The following is a 21891-nucleotide window of genomic DNA, read 5'->3' as shown; positions in this document are numbered from 1 at the left end:
TTCCTAATGGATTCGAGAAGAGACTTTATAAAAAAAGCGGCATTGTTATCAGGTGCATTTGGTTTGCCTAACGTAATTCCAATGTCTATACAAAAGGCAATGGCTATTAACGCCGAACCTGATAGTACATTTTACGATGCAGAACATATTGTTTTTTTAATGCAAGAAAACCGTTCATTCGATCACATGTTTGGTAAGATGAAAGGAGTGCGTGGTTTTAATGATCCAAGGGCAAAAACACTACCTAATCAAAATAAAGTATGGTTGCAAAGCGATGAAAAGGGGAAAATATATGCGCCATTTCATGTAGATATTAATAAAACAAAAATTACATGGCAGGGTGGTTTAGCACACTCTTGGCCAGATCAAGTTGCAGCAAGAAATAAAGGTAAATACGATAAATGGGTGCCTGTAAAATCTTTAATGACATTGGGCTATTATAAAAGAGAGGATATCCCTTTCTATTACGCAATGGCTGATGCATTTACCATTTGCGATCATCATTTCTGCTCATCGTTAACAGGTACAACACCAAATCGACTCTTCTTTTGGACCGGCACAATTAGACCAGAACAAAATGGGAATTCTGTTGCAGTTGTAAATAATTCGCAAGCCGAATCGCAAGATAATGTGTTTGTAGATTGGCAAACTTTCCCAGAATTGTTAGAAGATAATGGGGTGTCTTGGAAGGTTTATCAAAATGAATTATGGACAGCTAAATTAACCAACTTAGATAAAGACGGAGAAATTGACGATTGGTTGGGTAATTATGGCGATAATCCTTTGGAATATGTTACTCGCCATCACGTAAAACTATCTGCTTATTTCCGTAAAAATGGCGATAAAACCAGTCATCCAGCTTTAACAGTTGATGAAGTTTTAGCGAAATACAATCAGCTCTCGCAACGCGAAAAGAACTTAATTGATAAAGCATTTACCACAAATATTGATAACCCTGATTATTTACAATTAGCACCTTTTACGTTTACAAACGATGAGGGCAAAAAAGAAACGTTAAACATCCCGAAGGAAGATATTTTTGAGCAGTTTAGAAAAGATGTTGATACTGGAAAATTACCAACAGTTTCATGGTTAGTAGCTCCACAACGGTTTTCAGATCATACTAGTTCGCCATTGTATGGAACATGGTATGTTTCGGAAGCGATAGATATTTTAACTAAAAATCCAGAGGTTTGGAAGAAAACTATTTTCATTTTAACCTACGATGAGAATGATGGTTACTTTGATCATTTGCCACCTTTTGTGCCACCAAAACCTGAAGATTTTTCTACAGGGAAAGTAAGTGAGGGTTTAGAAACTTGGGCCGATTACGAATTTAAAAAAGATAGTCCGATAGGTTTAGGTTACCGTGTACCCATGATGGTTGCTTCGCCATGGAGTAAAGGTGGTTATGTGAATTCGCAAGTTTTCGACCATACTTCTTCATTGATGTTTTTAGAGAACTTTTTAAGCCATAAAACGGGAAAGAAAATTAAAAGTAATACTATTAGTCCGTGGCGAAGGGCGATTTGCGGAGATTTAACATCGATATTTAGACCTTATATTGGTGAGAATATTAATACTCCATCAAGGCTGAAAAGAGAAAAAGTAATAGGTGATATTCAAAATGCAAAATCAAAGCCTGCTCAAGTTGTTCCAACTGCGTTAGCAAAGGAAGAGATTGATAAAATAAATTCGTTACCTCCATTTCATAAAAATGCATCTGAATTTGCCCCTGTACAAGAAAAAGGAATTAAACCTGCCTGTGCATTGCCTTATCAATTACAGGTAGATTCGCTTATTAATGTAACTACTATTGAGCTAGATTTTACATCGCTTAAAACGTCGTTTGGTCAGAAACTAGAAAATGTGGGTGCTCCGTTTACTGTTTACACGCCAACTACCTACAAAAAAGAAGCTGGCAAAACTTGGAATTATGCGGTAAATGCGGGTGGTTGGGTTAGAGATAGTTGGGAGATTGAAGATTTTGAAAATGGAATATATAATCTTGTTGTAAATGGTCCTAATGGATTTTTTAGACATTTTAAAGGTGATAAAAATGACCCGCTTTTAAGTTTAGACTGTATTTATGAGCAAAGTGGTATGCTCAAAAAAGCGACAGGAAACATTCAACTTTTGTTTGAGAATATAGAATTGTCGGCTTTGCAAATTCAAATTACAGATGATGTTTATCAAGCAAATACTAAAACGATAACGATTCCTGCGAATAGTAAAAAGACAATAACCTTAAATCTGCAAAAGAGTAAGGGTTGGTATGATTTTAAGGTTGAGGTAAAGGGTAAAACTAATTTCAGTAAACATTATGCAGGCCATGTAGAAACAGGAGAAGATTCTATAACGGATCCTTTTATGGGTGGGATTTTGTAAAAATTAACCTTGTTTTTTGCGTCGGGAGTGAAAAGTCTTTTGGCATATACAACAAGTCTTTTCGTAGGAGCGAGAAGTCTTTTTGCGGTTATGCGATTTTATGATAAAGCACTAACTTTGAATTATGCAACTTACAATACGACCAATTAAGTCAAGCGATAATGCTGAGCTAAGCAAACTTATTAAAAGTGTTTTATCAGAATTTAAAGCGAATAAACCTGGTACTGCTTACTATGATGAAAGTACAAACCATTTGTCAACTGTATTTGAAAACACCAAATCTGTTTATTGGGTGATAGAAGAAAATGGAGCAGTAATTGGTGGTGGAGGCATTTTTCCGACAGAAAATTTACCTGAAGGGACGTGCGAATTAGTTAAACTTTATTTATATCCAGCAGCTAGAGGAAGAGGTTTGGGTAAAGCCATTATGGATAAATGTTTTACATCTGCTAAAGAATTAGGTTACGAAAATATTTATTTAGAATCTATGCCCGAGTTAAATCAGGCGGTAAGTATGTATGAACGAATGGGCTTTGAAAAATTATGTAGCTCGTTAGGTAATTCTGGACACTTTGGCTGTGATATTTGGATGGTGAAGAAGCTGTAGCAAGCTCTGTTTTTCATCCAGAGTGAATATTATTAGATTCCTAGTGCCTCGGAATGACAGATCTTTTTATAAACTACTCTAATAGCAAATCATCTTCCTCATCTCCTAGGCTTAATTGGATATTATCATTGCCAGAAATCCCTTCGATGGAACCACGAATATGAGCTGCATTTAACAATACCTTTTCTAATTGTTTTTCTCTGCTTTTCCATAAACGTTCCATGGCATCGCGTTCACGTTGAATAGATAATTTCATACTCATAAAACCTTCACGAATAGCTTTCCATTGTCCAGAAAATTCATTTCCGTTTAGGTAATCGTACAGCATGTGCATTTTATCACCTTTGTTTTCTTGCGTTTTAGTGGCACCAAATAATTTTACAATTCCATCTCTCAAAATGTAAGAGACGGCTTTAACTTCATCAAAAGAGCAAATCCACACGCCATCTCGTTCTCCAAAACAATCCATCCCCTTTGGGTAAGCTTGTGTTACTATAACAGCCACATCTACGCCCATGCTGCGCATATCTTTTTTCAATTTCTCAATCCATTCCATCGAAAAATCTTTAGTGCGTTTGCTTTCGTAAATAATTTTACCACATTCTTGTCCGAATTGGTTGCGCACATTATGTACACAATCTGCCCCACGAACACCCTTGCCAACTTCCTCAATTAAATCGAATGGGAATGTATTTCGAAGCAATTCTTCCAAAATTAATTCTTGTACTTCACCTTGCAATTGCATAGAACCTTGCTCCGCTTTGCGCTTCATTTCTTCAGCCAGTTTCTTTTGGTCGTCTAGTTGTTTTTCTAATTCTTTTACACGAAGCTGATGCTCGGTATCTTTCAAATTATTTTTCTCTAATTCTTGCTTGCGTACTTGGGCGACTAATTCTTCACGTTGTTCTTGCAACTTACGTTGGATACTCAATTCCAATTCAGCTTCGCGATTTTTGATCTCTTGTTCTTTTTTTAAAAATTCAATTTCCTTACCGCGAGCTAACTTTAATTTTTCTTCATTTTCTTTGTTGGCATCATCCAACATTTTTAATTTATTTTCAAAATCTGCACTAATTGTTTTACGTAAATTTTCTGCCATCGATGTTTGCAAAGCAGCTTTTTCTTGTGCTAATTTTTGCTCAAAAGCTAGTTCTTGTTGCTTTTTTTGCGTATTATATAATTCTTCTTGTTGTTTTTTTTGAATTTCAAATGCTTGAGATTTTTTCAAGAATTCTTCCTCTTTTTGCTTTTTGTAGCTTAACATTTCTTGCCTCATTCCTTGTTTAAGGTCTTCGGTAATTGCTGCTTCAAGCGGAAAAATATGATTGCAACTAGGGCATTTAATTTCTGTAGACATTTGCTATAATTTTATTAATGCTAAATTTTAGGCGAACTCAAAAATACAGAAATTATGGATAGGTTTTTACAGCCGAATGTCTATTTTTGGTTTCCAACCAAACCCAAATGTTAAGGCAAATAATTAACGCGTATAAAACCTCATTTTCTGGATTAAGTAGAGAAACTTGGCTGTTAAGTTGTGTTATTTTGCTAAATCGCTGCGGATATATGGCGGTGCCTTTTATGGGTTTGTATGTTACGCAATCCTTACATCGTCCAGAATCTGATGCAGGAATTATTATTTCTTTATTTGGGGTTGGTGCTATTTTAGGTGCAACTGCTGGAGGAAAGTTGACAGATATGTTTGGCTTCAGGCCAGTTCAAATTTTTTCTTCAATAATTGGCGGGGCATTTTTCTTGGTGTTTGCTCAAGTAAATGATTTTACTACACTTTGTATTTTATCTTTATTGATTAGCTTTTTTTATGATGCTTTTCGCCCTGCTAATTTTGCTGCAATTGCTGCTTATTCTGCACCAGGAAAAGAAACTCGTTCGTATTCTTTAAATAGATTAGCAACTAATATTGGTTTCTCTTTTGGTATAACAATGGGCGGAATAATTGCTTCTTTTAACTATAAGTTGTTATTTATTGTAGATGGAGTAGTAAGTATTGCTGTAGGTATGGCTATATTTTTACTTTTGCCCGCTGTTAGAGGATTTAGAAAAGCAGTAAAGGAAAAGTTAATTGGCATTACTGTTAGGAAACCTTGGAGAGATGCATTGTTTGTGAAGTTTATTTTACTTACAACCATTTTTGCGACTTGTTTTTTCTTAATGTTTAGGGTTGTGCCAGTATTTTTTAAGCAAGAATGGCATATAAATGAAGCAACGATAGGTTTAATATTAGGGGTGAATGGAGCAATTATTGCTTTGCTAGAAATGGTAATGATTAGCAAATTAGAGAATAAACGCTCTCCTCAATTTTACATTATAACAGGGGTTTTAATTACAGGACTGTCATTTGCAGTATTAATGATACCTAAGTTTTTGCCAATAGTTGTAGCCTTGTTAAGTATAGTTTGCTTTACATTTGGCGAAATGTTTTCTATGCCATTTATTAATACTTTTGTGATCAAAAGAAGTAATGAATTTAATAGAGGTATGTATGCTGCCGGTTTCATGATTAGCTGGTCTATAGCTCAGGTTGTTGCTCCAATTGCAGGATTTTATTTAGCAGAAAAATTTGGCTATAACCTACTTTTTATTTGCATGACGATTATGCTGATGCTCTGTGCTTATGGGTATAGTGCGTTAAATTATAAAGAAGAATCAAAAAATTAATTTTCTAAAAACAATCCTTCTATTTTTTTGTTCATATTAGCATATGAAGAAACGGATACACATTTTAGAAGATGATAAAGATATAGGTTACATCATCGAATTTTTATTAAAAGATGAGGGATATGATTTACAACTTTCCTCTACGTTTAAAGAAATGAAAAAGAAGTTAAAGGATTCTATTCCTGATCTTTTCATTTTAGATGTAATGCTTCCAGATGGAAATGGTATTGAAATTTGTCATGATTTAAAGAATGACATTTTCACTAAACATATTCCCGTTATTGTAATGTCAGCTAATATTAGAAGCAAGCAAATGAGTGAAATGGCTGCGCCAGATGATTACATTAGCAAACCATTTGATTTAGACGATATCGAAAATAGAATTAAAAGATTACTAGATAAAAAAGCAGTGTCATAAGCTTTTGAAAAGATGAACCAGATTTAAAAGTCTGTGTTCATCTTTTTATTTATTGGGTAAATTGCCAAGGCAAACGATCTATTTTATCGCCAATTAGTTGTACACTTTCTGCAGTTAGTTCTTCTTTTGCATATTCTTCCAACATCCAACCACCATCTATTTTTCTGATAAAACCAATCGGTTTATTATCTACTGTAACTCGATATAAGTTTTTATCTACTGATTTTACTTTAACCAATCTTTCACCCAGGCTGTACACCAAATGCTCTTCCATTCGGTAAAACTAAATTTTTATTTTAAACTATTTTAGGTTTTTTGTTTAGCGTTCTAAAGACGACAACCGTTAACAAACTTTTTGTTATTTTGCGCTAACTATGGAAGTCGAAGAAAATCTTTATTATGTTAATCAGGTATTCGAAAAAGTTTCACTCCCTACAAAGGGATTAGTTGAAACGCAATTCGACGAATGTACGTTTATCAATTGCGATTTTACTGAAACAGATTTCTCAAAATGTGATTTTATCAAATGTACTTTTGATGGGTGTAATTTAAGCATGGTAAAATTTGGCCCGATTGGCTTTGACAAAGTTCAGTTCACTAATTGCAAAATGATTGGGGTAGATTTTTCGCATACTAAAGATTTTTTGTTTGCTGTAGATTTTACGAATTGCATTTTAGATTATGCGGCTTTTATGAAGAAGAAAAATCGTAAAAGCCATTTTAATAATTGTTCACTAAAAGGCACTGATTTTTCTGAAGCAGATTTAACGTCTGCGGTATTTGAACGTTGCGATTTAAGTGCTGCAGTTTTTATGCGAAGTATTTTAAACAGTGCCAACTTTACATCAGCCATTAACTTTACTATTGATCCAGAAAAAAATCAACTCAGAAAGGCAAAATTTTCTGCAGATGGCTTGGCAGGTTTGCTCACTAATTATGGCATTGTTGTTGAAGAAAGCTAGCAGATGATTTGATACTAAAAATAAATCGCCATCGTTTCAACCTACGTATTTAATATAAAAATTACATGAATAACTTTAAAAAATTAATTCCGCTCGTACTATTAGCTGCATTACCTTTTCTTTCATTTGGCCAAAAAGCAAATTGGCAAAATTTCGATCTTAAAAAGGATTCTATTTTTGGTATCAGTACCGAAAAAGCATATACTGATTTATTAAAAGGAAAGAAATCTACTCCTGTAGTAGTTGCTGTATTAGATGGCGGCGTAGATTTAAATCACGAAGATTTAAAAAGAGTAATCTGGACGAATAAAAAAGAAATTGCTGGAAACGGTGTGGACGATGACAAAAATGGTTATGCTGACGATTTGCACGGCTGGAACTTTTTGGGAGGTAAAAATGGTTCGGTAGAATTTGAAGCTTTAGAACTTACTCGTTTGGTGCGTAGAGATAATGCCCGTTTTGCAGGTGTAACAGCAGCAACTGTTGCTGAAAAAGATAAAGCAGATTATGAAGCATATATCAAAAATAGAACTGAAGTAGAAAAGGAATTAGCGACTGCGAAAAGTAATTTGGCTGGTATTTCTGGTTTTAAATTCGTGTTGGATGCTGTTGTGAAAAAGATTGGTAAAGAAAATCCAACTAAAGCAGATTTCGAAGCATTTAAATCTACAGATCAACAAGAAATTAGGGTTAAAGATGCAGTACTTGATGTATTAAAGGAAATGGATTTCAAAACTTTTTACGAAACCCAAATTGCTGAAGGTGTAAAATATTACACAGGTCAGGTAAAATATAATTACAATGTAGATTACGACCCAAGAGCTATAGTTGGCGATAATCCTAATGATAGTAAAGAACGTTTCTACGGAAATAACGACATTAAAGGTCCTGATGCTTTACATGGTTCGCACGTTGCTGGTATTATTGGCGCAGATCGTACCAATAAAATTGGTATTATGGGTGTGGCCGATAATGTTTTAATTATGGGTGTACGCAACACGCCAAATGGCGATGAAAGGGATAAAGATGTTGCAAATGCTATTCGCTATGCGGTAGATAATGGCGCAAAAGTATTGAATATGAGCTTTGGTAAAGGATATTCGTGGGATAAAGCTACAGTTGATGAGGCTGTAAAATATGCAGTAAGTAAAGATGTGTTATTGGTTCATGCCGCTGGTAATGAGAACGCAGATATTGATGTAGAAAATAATTTCCCTACCAATAAATATTTAGATGGAAGCGTAGCAAGCTCATGGATTACTGTTGGTGCATCTGGACCAAAAGATGATGAAACCTTAAAAGCAGCATTTTCTAATTATGGTAAAACATCTGTTGATGTTTTTGCGCCTGGTGTTCGTATTACGTCTACCGTACCAGAAAATAAATACATTCAAGAAGACGGTACAAGTATGGCGGCTCCTGTGGTAACTGGCTTAGCAGCTTTAATTCGTTCGTATTATCCAAAATTAACTGCAATGCAAGTGAAAGAGATTATTATGAAATCTGTAGTGAAAGTGAATCATAACGTTTCTACCCTTAAAGGTGCAGATACGGTAAGTATTCCTTTTTCAGATTTATGTGTAACAGGTGGAATTGTAAATGCATATAACGCATTAAAATTGGCGGCAACTTACAAATAGAATTTATAATTGATACAGAAATGAGCCTCGATAATTTATCGGGGCTTTTTTGTGTTTAGGTTCATTAGAAAGCAATAAATTGCTATGCATGCAGAATAAATTTAAAATCGGTTGTTGCAGAAAAGATAATTTATTAGATTTGAGAAACAGCAATTCTAGCCAAGTTAAAAAGTCATCCCATGTCTACAACCATAACCAGAGTATTTGATCTTTTAAAATATAACCTCGAGAATTTTCCTAAGCCAGAATTTATTAGCGGGAAAACCAATGGGAAGTGGAAGAAATATAGTACTCAAGAGTTTTGTGAAGTAACCGATAATCTTAGTAGAGGATTAACCACAATAGGTATCGGGAAAGGAAGTAGAGTTGCGGTAATGTCACATAATAGACCAGAGTGGAACATTTGCGATTATGCAATTATGCAATTGGGCGCTTATCAAATTCCATTATATCCAACTTTAGCAGAGCATGATGTTAAGTTTATTATAGAAAATGCAGAAATTACTGTGGTTTTTGTAAGCGATGAAGCAATCTATCAGAAAGTAAAAGCTGTTGCGAAAGAGTTAAAACACGCTATTAAAATCTACACATTTAACAAAGTTGATGGTACTGAAAACTGGCAAGAGCTGATTGATACTGGTAAAGCTAAACTAGAAATAGATTTAGAAACCTATAGAAATGCAGTAGAAGGCGACGATATTTTAACATTAATTTATACATCTGGTACTACCGGCACACCAAAAGGCGTAATGCTTACGCATAATAATTTGGTGATGAACTTCGAGAAATCAGCTATTATTTTTCCCAAAGAAGTAAAAACAGCATTAAGCTTTTTGCCTTTGTCGCATATTTTTGAGCGAATGATTTCTTACCTGTATGTGTATTCGGGAGTTTCTATTTATTATGCTGAAAGCATGGATACCATTGTTGCTGATATTCAAGAGGTGAAACCAAATGCATTTTCTACCGTACCTCGATTATTAGAGAAAGTGTACGATAAAATCATGGAAAAAGGTAAAGATTTAAAAGGAATTAAAAGAGGTATTTTCTTTTGGTCTTTAGCTTTAGCTGAAAAATACGATGTTAAAAATGGCTGGTGGTACAATTTTCAATTAAGTATAGCTCGCAAATTGGTATTTAAAAAATGGCAAGAAGCTTTAGGCGGTCGTATTGTGGTGTTAGCTTCTGGTGGTGCTGCATTAAATCCGCGATTGGCTCGTATATTTTGGGCTGCGGGAATGCCAGTTTTCGAAGGTTATGGTTTAACAGAAACTTCACCAGTAATTACAGTGAATCATTTTGGAGCAACCATGTTTGGTACGGTTGGACCGGTGATCGAAGGCGTAGAAATTAAAATTGCAGAAGACGGAGAGATTTTAACCCGTGGTCATCATATTATGAAAGGCTATTATTTAAGAGATGATTTAACCGCCGAAAGCATTGATAAAGATGGCTGGTTCCATACTGGAGATATAGGGGAAATTTTACAAGGTAAATTCTTAAAAATCACTGATCGTAAAAAAGAAATTTTTAAAACTGCTGGAGGGAAGTATATCGCCCCTCAAATGCTAGAAAATAGATATAAAGAATCACCATTGATTGAACAAATTATGGTATTAGGTGAAAACAGAAAATTCCCATCAGCTTTAATTGTACCTGCTTTTCCTGCTCTAAAAACATGGTGCGATAAAAAAGGTATAGTCTACACTACCAATGAAGACATGATTTGCAATGAGCAAGTAATAGATAAATTTAACCGCATAATTGCTACTTTAGGAATTGAATTTGGTAAATGGGAGCAAGTGAAACGTTTTGCATTATTGGCAAAAGAATTTAGCATAGACGGTGGTGAACTCACACCAAAATTGAGCTTTAAGCGCAAGGTTATTTTAGAAAAAAATAAAGACATCATTGAAAAGATTTATAAAGATGCAGAGAATTACAAAGTATAAGTTGAAAATTACAGGATTTACCTGCGTAATACTAGCAACAAGCTTATTGTTAAGTTGTGTTGGTGGTCAGCTCGGTAAAAATAACAGTGGCGAATTTAGAAATGGAATGGTCGTTTCTGCAAATGAGATCGCATCGGAAGTTGGTGTAGAAATCTTAAAAAAAGGCGGTAACGCAGTTGATGCTGCAGTTGCTGTTCAGTTTGCCTTAGCCGTAGTATATCCAAACGCTGGCAATATTGGTGGTGGTGGTTTCATGGTGTATCGTTCTGCCAAGGGGGAAATTAATTCATTAGATTTTAGAGAAAAAGCAGGTGCAAATGCAGGTCGAGATATGTATTTAGATGCTGCTGGAAATCCGATAATTGATAAAAGTTTACACGGGCAATTGGCAGCCGGTGTTCCAGGTTCTGTAGCGGGCATGGCCGAAGCACATCAAAAATATGGTCATTTAAAATGGGAAGATTTAATTGCCCCAGCTATACATTTAGCACAAGATGGGTTCAAATTATCCGCAAGGCAGGCTAGAGAGTTAAATGGATTAAAAGGAACATTTACAAAACTAAATCCTTTAGGTACAGCATTGGTAAAAGAAGCTAAATGGGTAGAAGGTGATTTTTTAGCGCAAAACGAATTAGCGAATACCTTGAAATTAATTGCAAGTAAAGGAAGAAATGGTTTTTATGAAGGTGCAGTAGCCGATTCAATTGTAGCAGAAATGCAACGTGGTGGAGGAATTATTACAAAACAAGATCTTGCATCTTACAAAGCAATTTGGCGTAAACCTGTAATTGGAGAATATAGGGGTTATGAAGTAGTGACGATGCCACCGCCTTCAAGTGGAGGAATTGCGTTAATCCAATTGCTAAAGTCGGTTGAACCTTATCCTTTAACTAAATGGGGTTTCAATTCAGATTCTACAGTTCAGTTAATGGTAGAAGCAGAGAGAAGAGTGTATGCAGACAGAGCTGCACATTTAGGTGATCCAGATTTTTACCCTGTTCCTCAAACAAAGTTGATAGAGAACGGATATATAAAACAACGGATGAGTACGTTTAATTGGCAAAAGGCTAGTACAAGTGTAGAGATTAGTGCTGGTGAAATTGCGCCAAGAGAACATGAAGAAACTACTCATTTTTCTATTGTAGATAGAGAAGGAAACGCAGTCGCAATTACTACAACATTAAATGGTTCTTACGGGGCTGGTGTTGTTGTAAAAGGCGCTGGTTTTTTATTGAATAATGAAATGGATGATTTTTCTGTAAAACCTGGTGCGCCAAATATGTATGGATTGGTTGGCGGAGAAGCAAATGCTATTGCACCAAACAAACGCATGTTAAGTTCTATGACTCCTGCAATTGTATCTAAAGATGGAGAATTATTTATGGTAGTTGGTACACCAGGCGGCTCAACCATCATCACATCAGTATTTCAAACAATTTTAAATGTGATCGATTTTAACATGTCGATGCAAAGTGCTGTAAACGCAAAGAAATTCCATCATCAATGGCTACCAGATGAAATTGCTGTAGAAGATAAAGCTTTAGATAGTTTAACCACAGAAAAACTTAAAGCTAAAGGATACAAATTCGTTAATAGAGGTGCAATTGGTAGAGTAGATGCTATTTTAAAAACAAAATGGGGTTATTATCAGGGTGGAGCAGATCCACGTGGAGATGATAAGGCGGTTGGTTGGTAGAGAATAAATCAACAATTATTCATGCAACTATTTAGTAGTTTGTAGCGTCATTTGATTAAACTCATTTTATGAAAATCAAATCTCTACTTCTTTTATTATTTATTTTCACAAGCTCAAGCTTAGTTAAAGCACAAGAGTGCAATTGCATAACCGATTTAGATGAAGTTGCCGCTGGAGTTAAAAAATCACCAAGTTATAAAGACAGTGTAAAAGAAAAAGGAGTAGAATTTTTCTCAGCAGAACTGATAAAGATTAAAGCAGAAATCGCAGCTGATCCAATTATTAAGAAGAACTGTTCTGCCTACATTCAAAAATATTTAAGCTTGTTTAGAGATAAGCATTTGAGTCTGTATTTGGATTATAGTAAAATTAAATCTCAACAAGATATCTTTAATTCAGTTAATTATAAACTAGTACAAACTATTCCTATTGATACCAATCAACTGAATTTTAAAGATGAAATTGAGGGTATTTATCAAGACGTCTACAAAGTATATAAAGTAGCTTTAATAAGAGATGTAGCCAATAAAAGCCAATATTTAGGAGTTGTTTTGTCGACTAAAAACGGCATGTGGAAGCCTAATCAAGTAAAGTTCAAATTGAAATTAAATCAAGATGGATCTTTTGATGGTATATTTTATGATGATATACACTTTGCAAAATATTTTAAAGTTACTTACGCAGATTTAAAATTAAATGGAGTGGAATGGGTTAAACAAGAGCGTTTAAAAAAAGAACCTATCAATCCTTATATCCTGCCCACAAAAAAAAGATGGGATTATCAAAAACTAAACGATTCAACAGATTATGTTTATTTAGGTACTTTCCATGGTACACTAGCGTATCAAACAGATACATTTTATAGAGAACTAATTCCAAAATTAAAAGGTAAAAAGTTAATTATCGATGTAAGAAATAATACTGGTGGCGGCGAACGGAGCTATAACATGTTCCTTAATTTTGTAAATAGCTCAGCATGTGCTGCTAATCAAATTGCCATTATTCAAAACCTTTCATGTGCTAGTGGTGGCGAACATTTTATATTGGCAATGCGCAAAAATCCTAAAGTAAAAACTTACGGAGAAAATTCTGCAGGTTATATGGGGTATGGTTATGGAAATCGATCTAGTATCACCATAAATACATCTTGCTTTAATTATATTTCAGAAATTACGGAAAATAAATATCCAGCATTTAAGATATATGAAACAGATGGCATTCCTCCAGACGTAAAATTATTACGAGATAAAGATTGGGTTGAACAAGTTATTGCATATTTAAGTACAAATAAATAAAAGCCTAGTCCTTACTAATAGGTTCTTCTCCGAATTGGCAATCCAATTTATTAATGCTATACTTCCTCATACATCTACTATACAAGGTCGCATGTATGCTATACAATGGTCTTTGCATGCTTTACAATGACCTTTGTTTGTCTTACAATGACACATGTTTGCTTTACAAAGACGTTTGTTTGCTTTACAATAGCCTTTGTATGTCATACAATGACGTATGTATGCTTTACAATGACCTTTGTTTGCTTTACAATGACCATTGTATGCGGTACAATGTCATGTATTTGTCATGAAAATCAGGGGTTCTTTCCTATTTATTTATATTATTCATGCTTGTAGACCCTTCTTTCGCACTTTCTAATGCTTAGTTATCCTTACCAATATTTATTCCTTACTGTCATATCCATTAAAGTCCATTAAAATCCACCAAAATCTGCCAAAACCACTAAATTCTTCCAATCTGCCATTCCCGCAACAGCGGCAACCACAAATTTCGAGAGCTATTGGGATGGAATTTTAAAGTGATAACCTATTCTCGTCATTTTTAATCTTTCACAATAGTTACATATTTCAAGTAGCAAAACTTGCTAATGCCCAATCAATTTGTGATTAAAATCTGTAAATTCATCAAAAAAATCATCCGCTATGCGTAAACTATTATTGTCGCTCCTCATTTTAACCCTTGCAACTCAATTATCAAATGCGCAAAGTAATGAAGCGAGTATAGTTAGCCCATTTATTAATCAATATCAGGCAGATGAAACTATGCTTGGACGTAAATACACGTTGAAACGTTCTGAAGAATATTTTCAAAGAATGGAACGCTTTTATACCGATTGGTTAACAAAATTAAAAACCCTGCCTTTTACTAAACTTAATGTAAATGAACGCGTAGATTATACTTTGCTTAAACGCGATATCAATTCAGATTCTAGAAGCCTCGAAGAAGCCTATACAGAATTCAAAAACACAAATTTTACTATTCCTTTCGCAAAAGCAATGCTAGATTTTGAGCAAAAAAGAAGAGTAGGTAAACAGCAAAATGGCAAGCAAACTGAAGAGATTTTTGGCAAATTAAAAGACGATATCAATAATGCGACAAAAGCAGTACGCAATCAGCAACTTATTATAAATCCTGTGCAAGCAAATTGGGCACAACAAACGGTCAATCAATATTTAACTGTTTTTACAGAAGCATATAAATTTTACGATGGCTATGATCCACAATTTACAAAAGCAACTAAAGGCAGTTATCTAGATGTAGTGAATGCATTAAAAGAATATGCTGCGGAATTAGGGAAAATCGCAAAACTATCAAATGTAAAAGATGATGGAAGTGGAATTTTAGGTAATCCAATTGGAAGAAATGCTTTGATAAGTAATTTGAAAGATGAAATGATTGCTTACACTCCTGAACAAATAGAAGCAATCGCAATGCGAGAATTTGCATGGTGCGATGCAGAAATGTTAAAAGCTTCTCAGCAAATGGGTTTTGGTAACGATTGGAAAAAAGCATTAGAAAAAGTAAAAACAGATTATCCAGAATTAGGGAAACAACCTGAGTTTGTGTACGAGTTAGCAAATGAAGCCATTGATTTTGTAGAAACGAATAATCTGATCAAAATTCCAGCTATGGCTAAAGAAGGCTGGCGAATGAGAATGTTAAGTCCGCAAGAACAGCAATTTGCACCTTTCTTTTTAGGAGGAGAATCTGTTTTAATCGCTTATCCGACAGAAGATATGAGTGAGGATGCAAAAATGATGACCTTAAGAGGGAATAATAGGCATTTTTCTCGGGCTGTAGTTTTCCATGAATTAATACCTGGGCATAATTTGCAATACTACATGCAAAGTAGATATAAGCCTTATCGCAGAGGTTTTGGTACTCCTTTTTGGACAGAAGGTTGGTCGTTATATTGGGAAATGTTGTTGTGGGATAAAAATTTTGCGAAAACTCCTGAAGATAAAATTGGGATGTTATTTTGGAGAATGCATCGATGTGCTAGAATTATTTTTTCTATGAATTACCATTTAGGTAAGTGGACGCCTAAACAATGCATTGATTTTTTAGTAGAACGTGTGGGTTTTGAGAGAGCAAATGCTGAAGCGGAAGTTCGTCGTTCTTTTACTGGTGGATATGGACCTCTTTATCAAATAGGATATATGCTTGGAGGATTAGAATTTAGAGCACTACATAAAGAATTAGTAGAAAGCGGTAAAATGACGAACATTCAATTTCACGATAAAATTTTAAAAGAAAATAATATGCCTGTAGAAATGGTTAGAGCAATTTTAACTCAACAAGTATTGCCAGAAAACTTCACTACTAACTGGAAATTTGCAGGTTTAATTCCATAAAATGAAACAAAAGGCATATTTGTTTGTTTGCCTTCGCCCCAACACTTTTACTTAATTTTTGTATAGCATACCACACACTTTTTAACATTTTTTAACATATGATAAGTCAATAAGATTTGTTTAATGGTCTGTAAATAAGGATGGTAAAGTAAAAATATTAATTTTTAGATCTTTTTTGGTATAGCGATTGACTATTGCAACGTAAATATCAAAACGCTTATTAAAATTAGTATTATGAAACTCAATCTATTAAAATGTTTACCAGTTGCCCTAGCTGGTTTATTTATTGGTGGTGCTGCACAAGCGCAAACAGAAACCTCTACAATGACTCCTTTTAGAACGTGGTCTATTGGAGTAAATGCAGGTGTAATTTCTCCAATCTCGCCCCTTGGTGGACAAAACGATTATTCTAACTGGGAATCTAGTTTCGGATATGGCTTGTACATTAAGAAACAAATTACGCCCTACTTCTCTTTACGTTTAGACGGTAATAGAGGTAGCGCCAAAGGTGATAACGCAGAACCGTATAATAGTGGTGTTGTAAACGTTAGCCCATTTAAATCTTTCTCAACTGATTTAAATTATTCGGGAAGTTTAAACGCTGTAGTTAATATGTTTAATTGGAGCATGTTTAAACAACAAAATAATGCCCAATTATATGCATCTGTGGGTGGTGGTGTTGCAAATTATACCACAACTACTGTAAGTACTGGTGGTGCAACCGTAGAAAACGCAACAGTAAATAGAATGATTATCCCAGTGGGATTAGGTGCTAAATTCCGTTTAGCAGAAGCAATAAACTTGGATTTAGGTTGGACCATTAGCTTTGTTGATGGCGATACATTTGACGGTTATGCAAGAGGTGGTAATGATAAATACAATTACGCTTATGCTGGTTTAGAATTTGCTTTAGGTAAAGGAAAACAATTAGCTTTTTATAGCCCAACCGCTGCAACTTATGATGAAGCTGTAGCCGCTAAAAACATTGCAAACGGTTTAAAATCTGATTTAGATGCTCAAAAGGCTGAAAATGCTAGATTACGTTCAGAAATGGGCGATTTATTAAAAGATAGCGATGGAGATGGTGTTGCTGATAAATTGGATAAATGCGCTGGAACTCCTGCGGGTACAGTAGTTGATGGTTCAGGTTGTCCATTAAAAGTGCCAGCTCCACAAGTAACAGAAAAAGTAATTGTTACTGAAGCGGATCGTAAAGTTGTTGCAGATGCAATTAAAAACTTAGAATTCGATTTAGGTAAAGCTACTATTCGTTCAAAATCGTATGCTACTTTAAATAGAGTTGCTGCTTTATTAATGGAGAAAAACTTTAGCTTAAAATTAGCAGGTCATACAGATAACACAGGTTCAAACGAATTAAACATGCGCTTATCTAAAGATAGAGCAGAATCTGTAAAAGCATATTTAGTATCTCAAGGTGCTAATGCAAGTAGAATTGAAGCTACAGGTTATGGAGAAGATCAACCAATTGCAACTAACAAAACTGCAGCTGGTCGTCAACAAAACCGTAGAGTAGAATTTACTTTATACTAGAAAAAAATCATCCTTATAGTCAAAGCGTTTCGAGCAATCGAAGCGCTTTTTTTTATTCTGTATTTTTTCATTCCAATCTCATAGGGATTTTTGAATAAATAAAATCAATCTAATTTAATTGAGTTTAAAAAATTATGATTTAGATATGAAAATTATTTTCAAATTCTATTTGCATACTAAATTCTATTTCTATAAATTTGTTATGCAAGCATAGTAATTAATGAGGCAGAAAGAAACAGTAGATTATTTTTTAAAGGTGGTTTGGCAAAATATATCCAATACCTACAACCAAATTGCAGGTGGCTTTGGTATTACACAAGCCATAGGGTATGTGCTCATCAATATTGAAGCAGAAGGAACGGCAGTTTCGGCATTGGCTGCTTTACTTGGTGTTAAAGCTACGAGTTTATCACGAATGTTAAATAACATGGAAGAGCTGGGCTTAATTTACCGCGAAACTTCTACAGGCGACAAACGTTCGGTTAAGGTTTTTTTAACGCCATTTGGTATAGAAAAAAGGAAATTAGCCAGAAATGTTGTGGTGTCTTTCAATGAATATTTGAACGATAAACTTAGTCCGAAAGAAAAAGAACAATTGATATCAACCTTAGATAAAGTAAACCAATTAACCTTGGCTTACGCAACTATAAAAGAGAATGATGAAAAGAATAAATAAAGTAGCTGTATTAGGCTCTGGCATTATGGGTTCTCGTATTGCCTGCCACTTCGCCAATATTGGTGTAGAGGTTTTGCTTTTAGATATTGCTCCAAAAGAATTGAGTGCAGAAGAGCAGGCAAAAGGATTGGCTTTAACTCATCCTGCAGTAAAAAATCGTATTGTAAATATGGCTTTGCAAACTGCTGTTAAAACTAATCCATCGCCAATCTATTCACAAAGTGTTTTAAAAAGAATTAGCACTGGTAATTTTGAAGATGATATGGCTAAAATTGCTAATTACGACTGGATAATTGAAGTTGTAGTTGAAAATTTAGGGATCAAACAAAAAGTATTTGAGCAAGTAGAGCAATTCCGCAAGCCAGGTACTTTAGTTACTTCTAATACTTCGGGTATTCCAATACATATGATGGCTGAAGGTAGGAGTGATGATTTTAAAGCTAACTTTTGTGGTACTCACTTCTTTAATCCGCCTCGTTATTTAAGGTTGTTGGAAATTATTCCTACTCCACATACCAAACCAGAACTGGTAGATTTCTTAATGCATTATGGTGATAAGTTTTTAGGTAAAACAACAGTTTTATGTAAAGATACACCTGCCTTTATAGCAAACAGAGTTGGAGTTTATTCTATCATGTCGTTATTGCATTTGGTAGAGAAAATGGATCTAACTGTTGAAGAAGTAGATAAATTTACTGGTCCAGCATTGGGTAGACCAAAATCTGCTACTTTCCGTACAACAGATGTAGTTGGTCTAGATACAATGATTAAAGTATCAAAAGGATTGTATGATAACTGCCCGGACGATAAGGCTCACGATTTATTTAAGCTTCCTGAATATGTTCAGAAAATGGAAGCCAACAATTGGTTGGGCGATAAAACCAAACAAGGTTTTTATAAAAAGACAAAAACACCAGAAGGTAAGACAGAAATATTAGCGTTGGATTTGAAAACGCTAGAATATCGTCCACAGCAAAAAGTTAAATCGAGCACTTTGGAAATGACTAAAACCATTGAAAAAGTTGCAGATAGAATGAAAGTTTTTGCGACAGGAAAAGATAAAGCTGCTGAATTATTTAGGGCTTCTTTCTTTGGTTTGTTCGAATACGTTTCAGATCGTATTCCAGAAATTTCTGATGAATTGTATCGCATTGATGATGCAATGAGAGCAGGGTTTGGTTGGGATTTAGGGCCGTTTGAAGTTTGGGATGCTGTTGGTATTCAAGCTTCACTTGATGGAATGAAACATTTGGGGCACACACCTGCAGCTTGGGTAACTGAAATGTTGGCAGCTGGACATACCTCATTCTACAAAATTGAAGATGGCGTTAAAAAATATTATGATATCCCATCAAAAAGCTACAAAGCAATTCCAGGAGCTGATGAATTTATCATCCTTGATAATTTAAGAGCCAATAAAGTGCTTTGGAAAAATGGTGGTGCATCAATCATCGATTTAGGTGATGGAATTTTGAATGTAGAATTCCATTCTAAAATGAATACAATTGGAGGTGATACTTTATCAGCCATTAATAAAGCAATTGATATGGCGGAGAAAGATTATCGTGGGGTTGTGATTGGAAATGATGGTGCAAATTTCTCTGCTGGCGCTAATGTGGGGATGATTTTTATGATGGCAGTTGAGCAAGAATGGGAAGAGCTGAATATGGCTGTTCGATTGTTCCAAAATACGTCGATGCGTATTCGTTATTCATCAATTCCGGTTGTAGTTGCGCCTCATAATTTAACCTTAGGTGGTGGATGTGAATTTAGTTTACACGCCGATTTTGTACAACTAAACGCAGAAACTTATATGGGGTTGGTTGAGTTTGGTGTAGGTGTTATTCCAGGTGGTGGTGGAAGTAAAGAGTTTGCTTTACGTGCCTCTGATGAATACAAAGCCGACCAAATTGTGCAAAACACAATGAAAGACCGTTTCCTAACAATCGGAATGGCGAAGGTCTCTACCTCAGCTGTTGAAGCTTTTGAATTAGGTTATCTCCAAAAAGATAAATATGCAATTAGTATGAATAGGAGCCGTTTAATTGCCGATGCTAAAGCAAAAGCAATTGAATTAGCAAATGCAGGTTATACGAAACCCGTTCAACGAAAAGATATAAAAGTTTTAGGTAAACAAGGTTTAGGAATTGTTTATGCTGGTGCAAATACCATGTATTCTGGTAACTACATTTCAGAACACGATAAAAAAATCTCAGAGAAATTAGGTTGGGTAATGTGCGGTGGAGATTTATCATCCCCAACAGAAGTTACCGAACAATATCTTTTGGATTTGGAAAGAGAAGCCTTTTTATCGCTTTGTGGAGAACGTAAAACGCTAGAAAGAATACAATCGATAGTTACAAAAGGCAAACCCCTTAGAAATTAAATAAAAACACGATTTAGATTTGATTAATCTCAAATTATAAATTTCAAATTTAATAAAATGCAAGAAGCATATATAATAGCAGGACTTAGAACAGCTGTAGGTAAAGCACCACGTGGTTTGTTTCGTTTTACAAGGGCTGATGAATTGGCGGCAAATGTAATTAGAGAGTTGGTGGCTTCGGTTCCAAATTTGGACAAGGAGCAAATTGACGATGTAATTGTGGGTAATGCAACTCCAGAAGCAGAACAAGGCCTAAACATTGCTCGTATGATTTCGTTAATGGGGTTAGATACGGATAAAGTTCCAGGAGTAACCATTAACCGTTATTGTGCATCTGGTTTAGATACTATTGCCACTGCGGTAGCAAAAATTAAAGCAGGTATGGCCGATTGTATCGTGGCTGGTGGAGTAGAAATAATGTCTGGTATGCCATTTGGCGGATGGAAATTAGTTCCAAATCCTGAGGTTGCCAAAACAAACCCAGATTGGTACTGGGGAATGGGTTTAACTGCAGAAGCGGTAGCAAAAGAATACAATGTGAATAGAGAAGATCAAGATGAGTTTTCTTTCAATTCGCATAAAAAAGCTATTGAAGCAATAAAAAATGGACATTTAAAAGCTGGGGTTTTACCAATTACGGTAAACGAAAACTATTTGGATGCGAATATGAAGAGACAAACTCGCTCTTATGTAGTAGATACAGATGAAGGGCCCAGAGCAGATACTACCGTTGCGGCTTTGGCAAAATTAAAACCAGTTTTTGCAGCGAATGGAGTAATCACGGCAGGAAATTCTTCACAAACATCAGATGGAGCGGCATTTGTTTTAGTCGTGTCTGAAAAGAAAATGAAAGAATTAGGTGCTGAGCCAATTGCTCGTTTAGTAAGTTATGGTGTAGCTGGTGTTCCACCTCGTATTATGGGTATTGGTCCTATAGAAGCTATCCCGAAAGCATTAAAACAAGCTGGAATGAAGCAAGATGATATTGATTTAATCGAATTGAATGAAGCTTTTGCATCACAATCTTTAGCGATCATCAGAACATTAGGATTAGATCAAAGTAAAATAAATGTGAATGGCGGTGCAATTGCTTTAGGTCACCCACTGGGTTGCACTGGAGCAAAATTATCAGTGCAAATCTTTAACGAATTAAAAAGACAAAATAAAAAATACGGAATGGTAACCATGTGCGTAGGTACTGGACAAGGCGCAGCAGGTATTTTTGAAGTATTTTAAGAAATAAAGCAGGCAGCTTGGCTTCAATCCTTGCTCCTTAATCATTA

Annotated in this window: 16 protein-coding genes; 14 read left to right on the top strand and 2 right to left on the bottom strand. The window is 35.0% G+C overall.

What is annotated here, in order from left to right; all coding sequences use genetic code 11:
- Window positions 1-6 precede the first annotated feature (6 nt).
- Together ACHMWN_RS02325 and ACHMWN_RS02320 are read left to right on the top strand one after the other, a co-directional pair.
- The gene (locus ACHMWN_RS02325; RefSeq protein ID WP_397297423.1) at window positions 7-2388 is read left to right on the top strand and encodes a phosphocholine-specific phospholipase C; all 2382 of its coding nucleotides are present in this window, start codon (window positions 7-9) and stop codon (window positions 2386-2388) included.
- Window positions 2389-2512: 124 nt separating this feature from the next.
- Window positions 2513-2995 carry a GNAT family N-acetyltransferase gene (locus ACHMWN_RS02320; protein ID WP_397297421.1) on the top strand — a complete coding sequence of 161 codons (483 nt, stop codon included), beginning with the start codon at window positions 2513-2515 and terminating at the stop codon, window positions 2993-2995.
- Window positions 2996-3068: 73 nt separating this feature from the next.
- On the opposite strand, the gene ACHMWN_RS02315 is transcribed toward ACHMWN_RS02320, so the two are convergent.
- Window positions 3069-4352 (bottom strand): DUF2130 domain-containing protein, encoded by a 1284-nt coding sequence (locus tag ACHMWN_RS02315; protein ID WP_397297419.1) that lies wholly within the window; start codon window positions 4350-4352, stop codon window positions 3069-3071.
- Window positions 4353-4459: 107 nt separating this feature from the next.
- Between ACHMWN_RS02315 and ACHMWN_RS02310 the strand changes: the two genes are divergently transcribed.
- The gene (locus ACHMWN_RS02310; RefSeq protein ID WP_397297417.1) at window positions 4460-5674 is read left to right on the top strand and encodes an MFS transporter; all 1215 of its coding nucleotides are present in this window, start codon (window positions 4460-4462) and stop codon (window positions 5672-5674) included.
- Between the two features lie 43 nt (window positions 5675-5717).
- Complete coding sequence (locus tag ACHMWN_RS02305; protein ID WP_397297416.1) at window positions 5718-6092, top strand: response regulator transcription factor; 375 nt, start codon at window positions 5718-5720, stop codon at window positions 6090-6092.
- Window positions 6093-6141: 49 nt separating this feature from the next.
- On the opposite strand, the gene ACHMWN_RS02300 is transcribed toward ACHMWN_RS02305, so the two are convergent.
- Window positions 6142-6366, bottom strand: coding sequence for a hypothetical protein (locus ACHMWN_RS02300; protein ID WP_397297414.1), 225 nt, complete (start codon window positions 6364-6366; stop codon window positions 6142-6144).
- Window positions 6367-6466: 100 nt separating this feature from the next.
- On the opposite strand from ACHMWN_RS02300, the gene ACHMWN_RS02295 reads away from it, so the two are divergent.
- From ACHMWN_RS02295 to ACHMWN_RS02250, 10 genes are all read left to right on the top strand, one after another.
- Window positions 6467-7054, top strand: a complete 588-nt coding sequence (locus ACHMWN_RS02295) for a pentapeptide repeat-containing protein (RefSeq protein ID WP_397297412.1) — start codon at window positions 6467-6469, stop codon at window positions 7052-7054.
- 65 nt (window positions 7055-7119) lie between these two features.
- Window positions 7120-8694 (top strand): S8 family peptidase, encoded by a 1575-nt coding sequence (locus ACHMWN_RS02290; RefSeq protein WP_397297411.1) that lies wholly within the window; start codon window positions 7120-7122, stop codon window positions 8692-8694.
- A 179-nt stretch (window positions 8695-8873) separates the two neighbouring features.
- Window positions 8874-10646, top strand: a complete 1773-nt coding sequence (locus tag ACHMWN_RS02285) for an AMP-dependent synthetase/ligase (RefSeq protein WP_397297410.1) — start codon at window positions 8874-8876, stop codon at window positions 10644-10646.
- Entirely contained in the window at window positions 10624-12342 is a 1719-nt protein-coding gene (gene ggt / locus ACHMWN_RS02280) for a gamma-glutamyltransferase (RefSeq protein WP_397297408.1), read from the top strand. Before ACHMWN_RS02285 ends, ggt begins: the two co-directional genes overlap by 23 nt.
- Window positions 12343-12410: 68 nt before the next feature.
- Window positions 12411-13637 carry a hypothetical protein gene (locus ACHMWN_RS02275; RefSeq protein ID WP_397297406.1) on the top strand — a complete coding sequence of 409 codons (1227 nt, stop codon included), beginning with the start codon at window positions 12411-12413 and terminating at the stop codon, window positions 13635-13637.
- Window positions 13638-14282: 645 nt separating this feature from the next.
- A complete protein-coding gene (locus ACHMWN_RS02270) occupies window positions 14283-15995 on the top strand; it encodes a DUF885 family protein (RefSeq protein ID WP_397297404.1) in 1713 nt (570 codons plus the stop codon).
- A gap of 234 nt (window positions 15996-16229) precedes the next feature.
- Complete coding sequence (locus tag ACHMWN_RS02265) at window positions 16230-17546, top strand: OmpA family protein (RefSeq protein WP_397297403.1); 1317 nt, start codon at window positions 16230-16232, stop codon at window positions 17544-17546.
- Between the two features lie 220 nt (window positions 17547-17766).
- Complete coding sequence (locus tag ACHMWN_RS02260; RefSeq protein WP_397297401.1) at window positions 17767-18222, top strand: MarR family winged helix-turn-helix transcriptional regulator; 456 nt, start codon at window positions 17767-17769, stop codon at window positions 18220-18222.
- Window positions 18203-20608, top strand: a complete 2406-nt coding sequence (locus ACHMWN_RS02255) for a 3-hydroxyacyl-CoA dehydrogenase NAD-binding domain-containing protein (RefSeq protein WP_397297399.1) — start codon at window positions 18203-18205, stop codon at window positions 20606-20608. The genes ACHMWN_RS02260 and ACHMWN_RS02255 overlap by 20 nt, the downstream gene beginning before the upstream one ends.
- Window positions 20609-20665: 57 nt before the next feature.
- Window positions 20666-21844 (top strand): acetyl-CoA C-acyltransferase, encoded by a 1179-nt coding sequence (locus ACHMWN_RS02250; RefSeq protein ID WP_397297397.1) that lies wholly within the window; start codon window positions 20666-20668, stop codon window positions 21842-21844.
- Window positions 21845-21891: the final 47 nt, after the last annotated feature.

The organism is Pedobacter sp. UC225_61 (assembly GCF_044452285.1).
Taxonomy (GTDB): Bacteria; Bacteroidota; Bacteroidia; order Sphingobacteriales; family Sphingobacteriaceae; genus Pedobacter.
The sequence above is the reverse complement of the archived record's forward strand: the minus strand, read 5'-3'. Positions and strand labels throughout refer to the sequence as shown.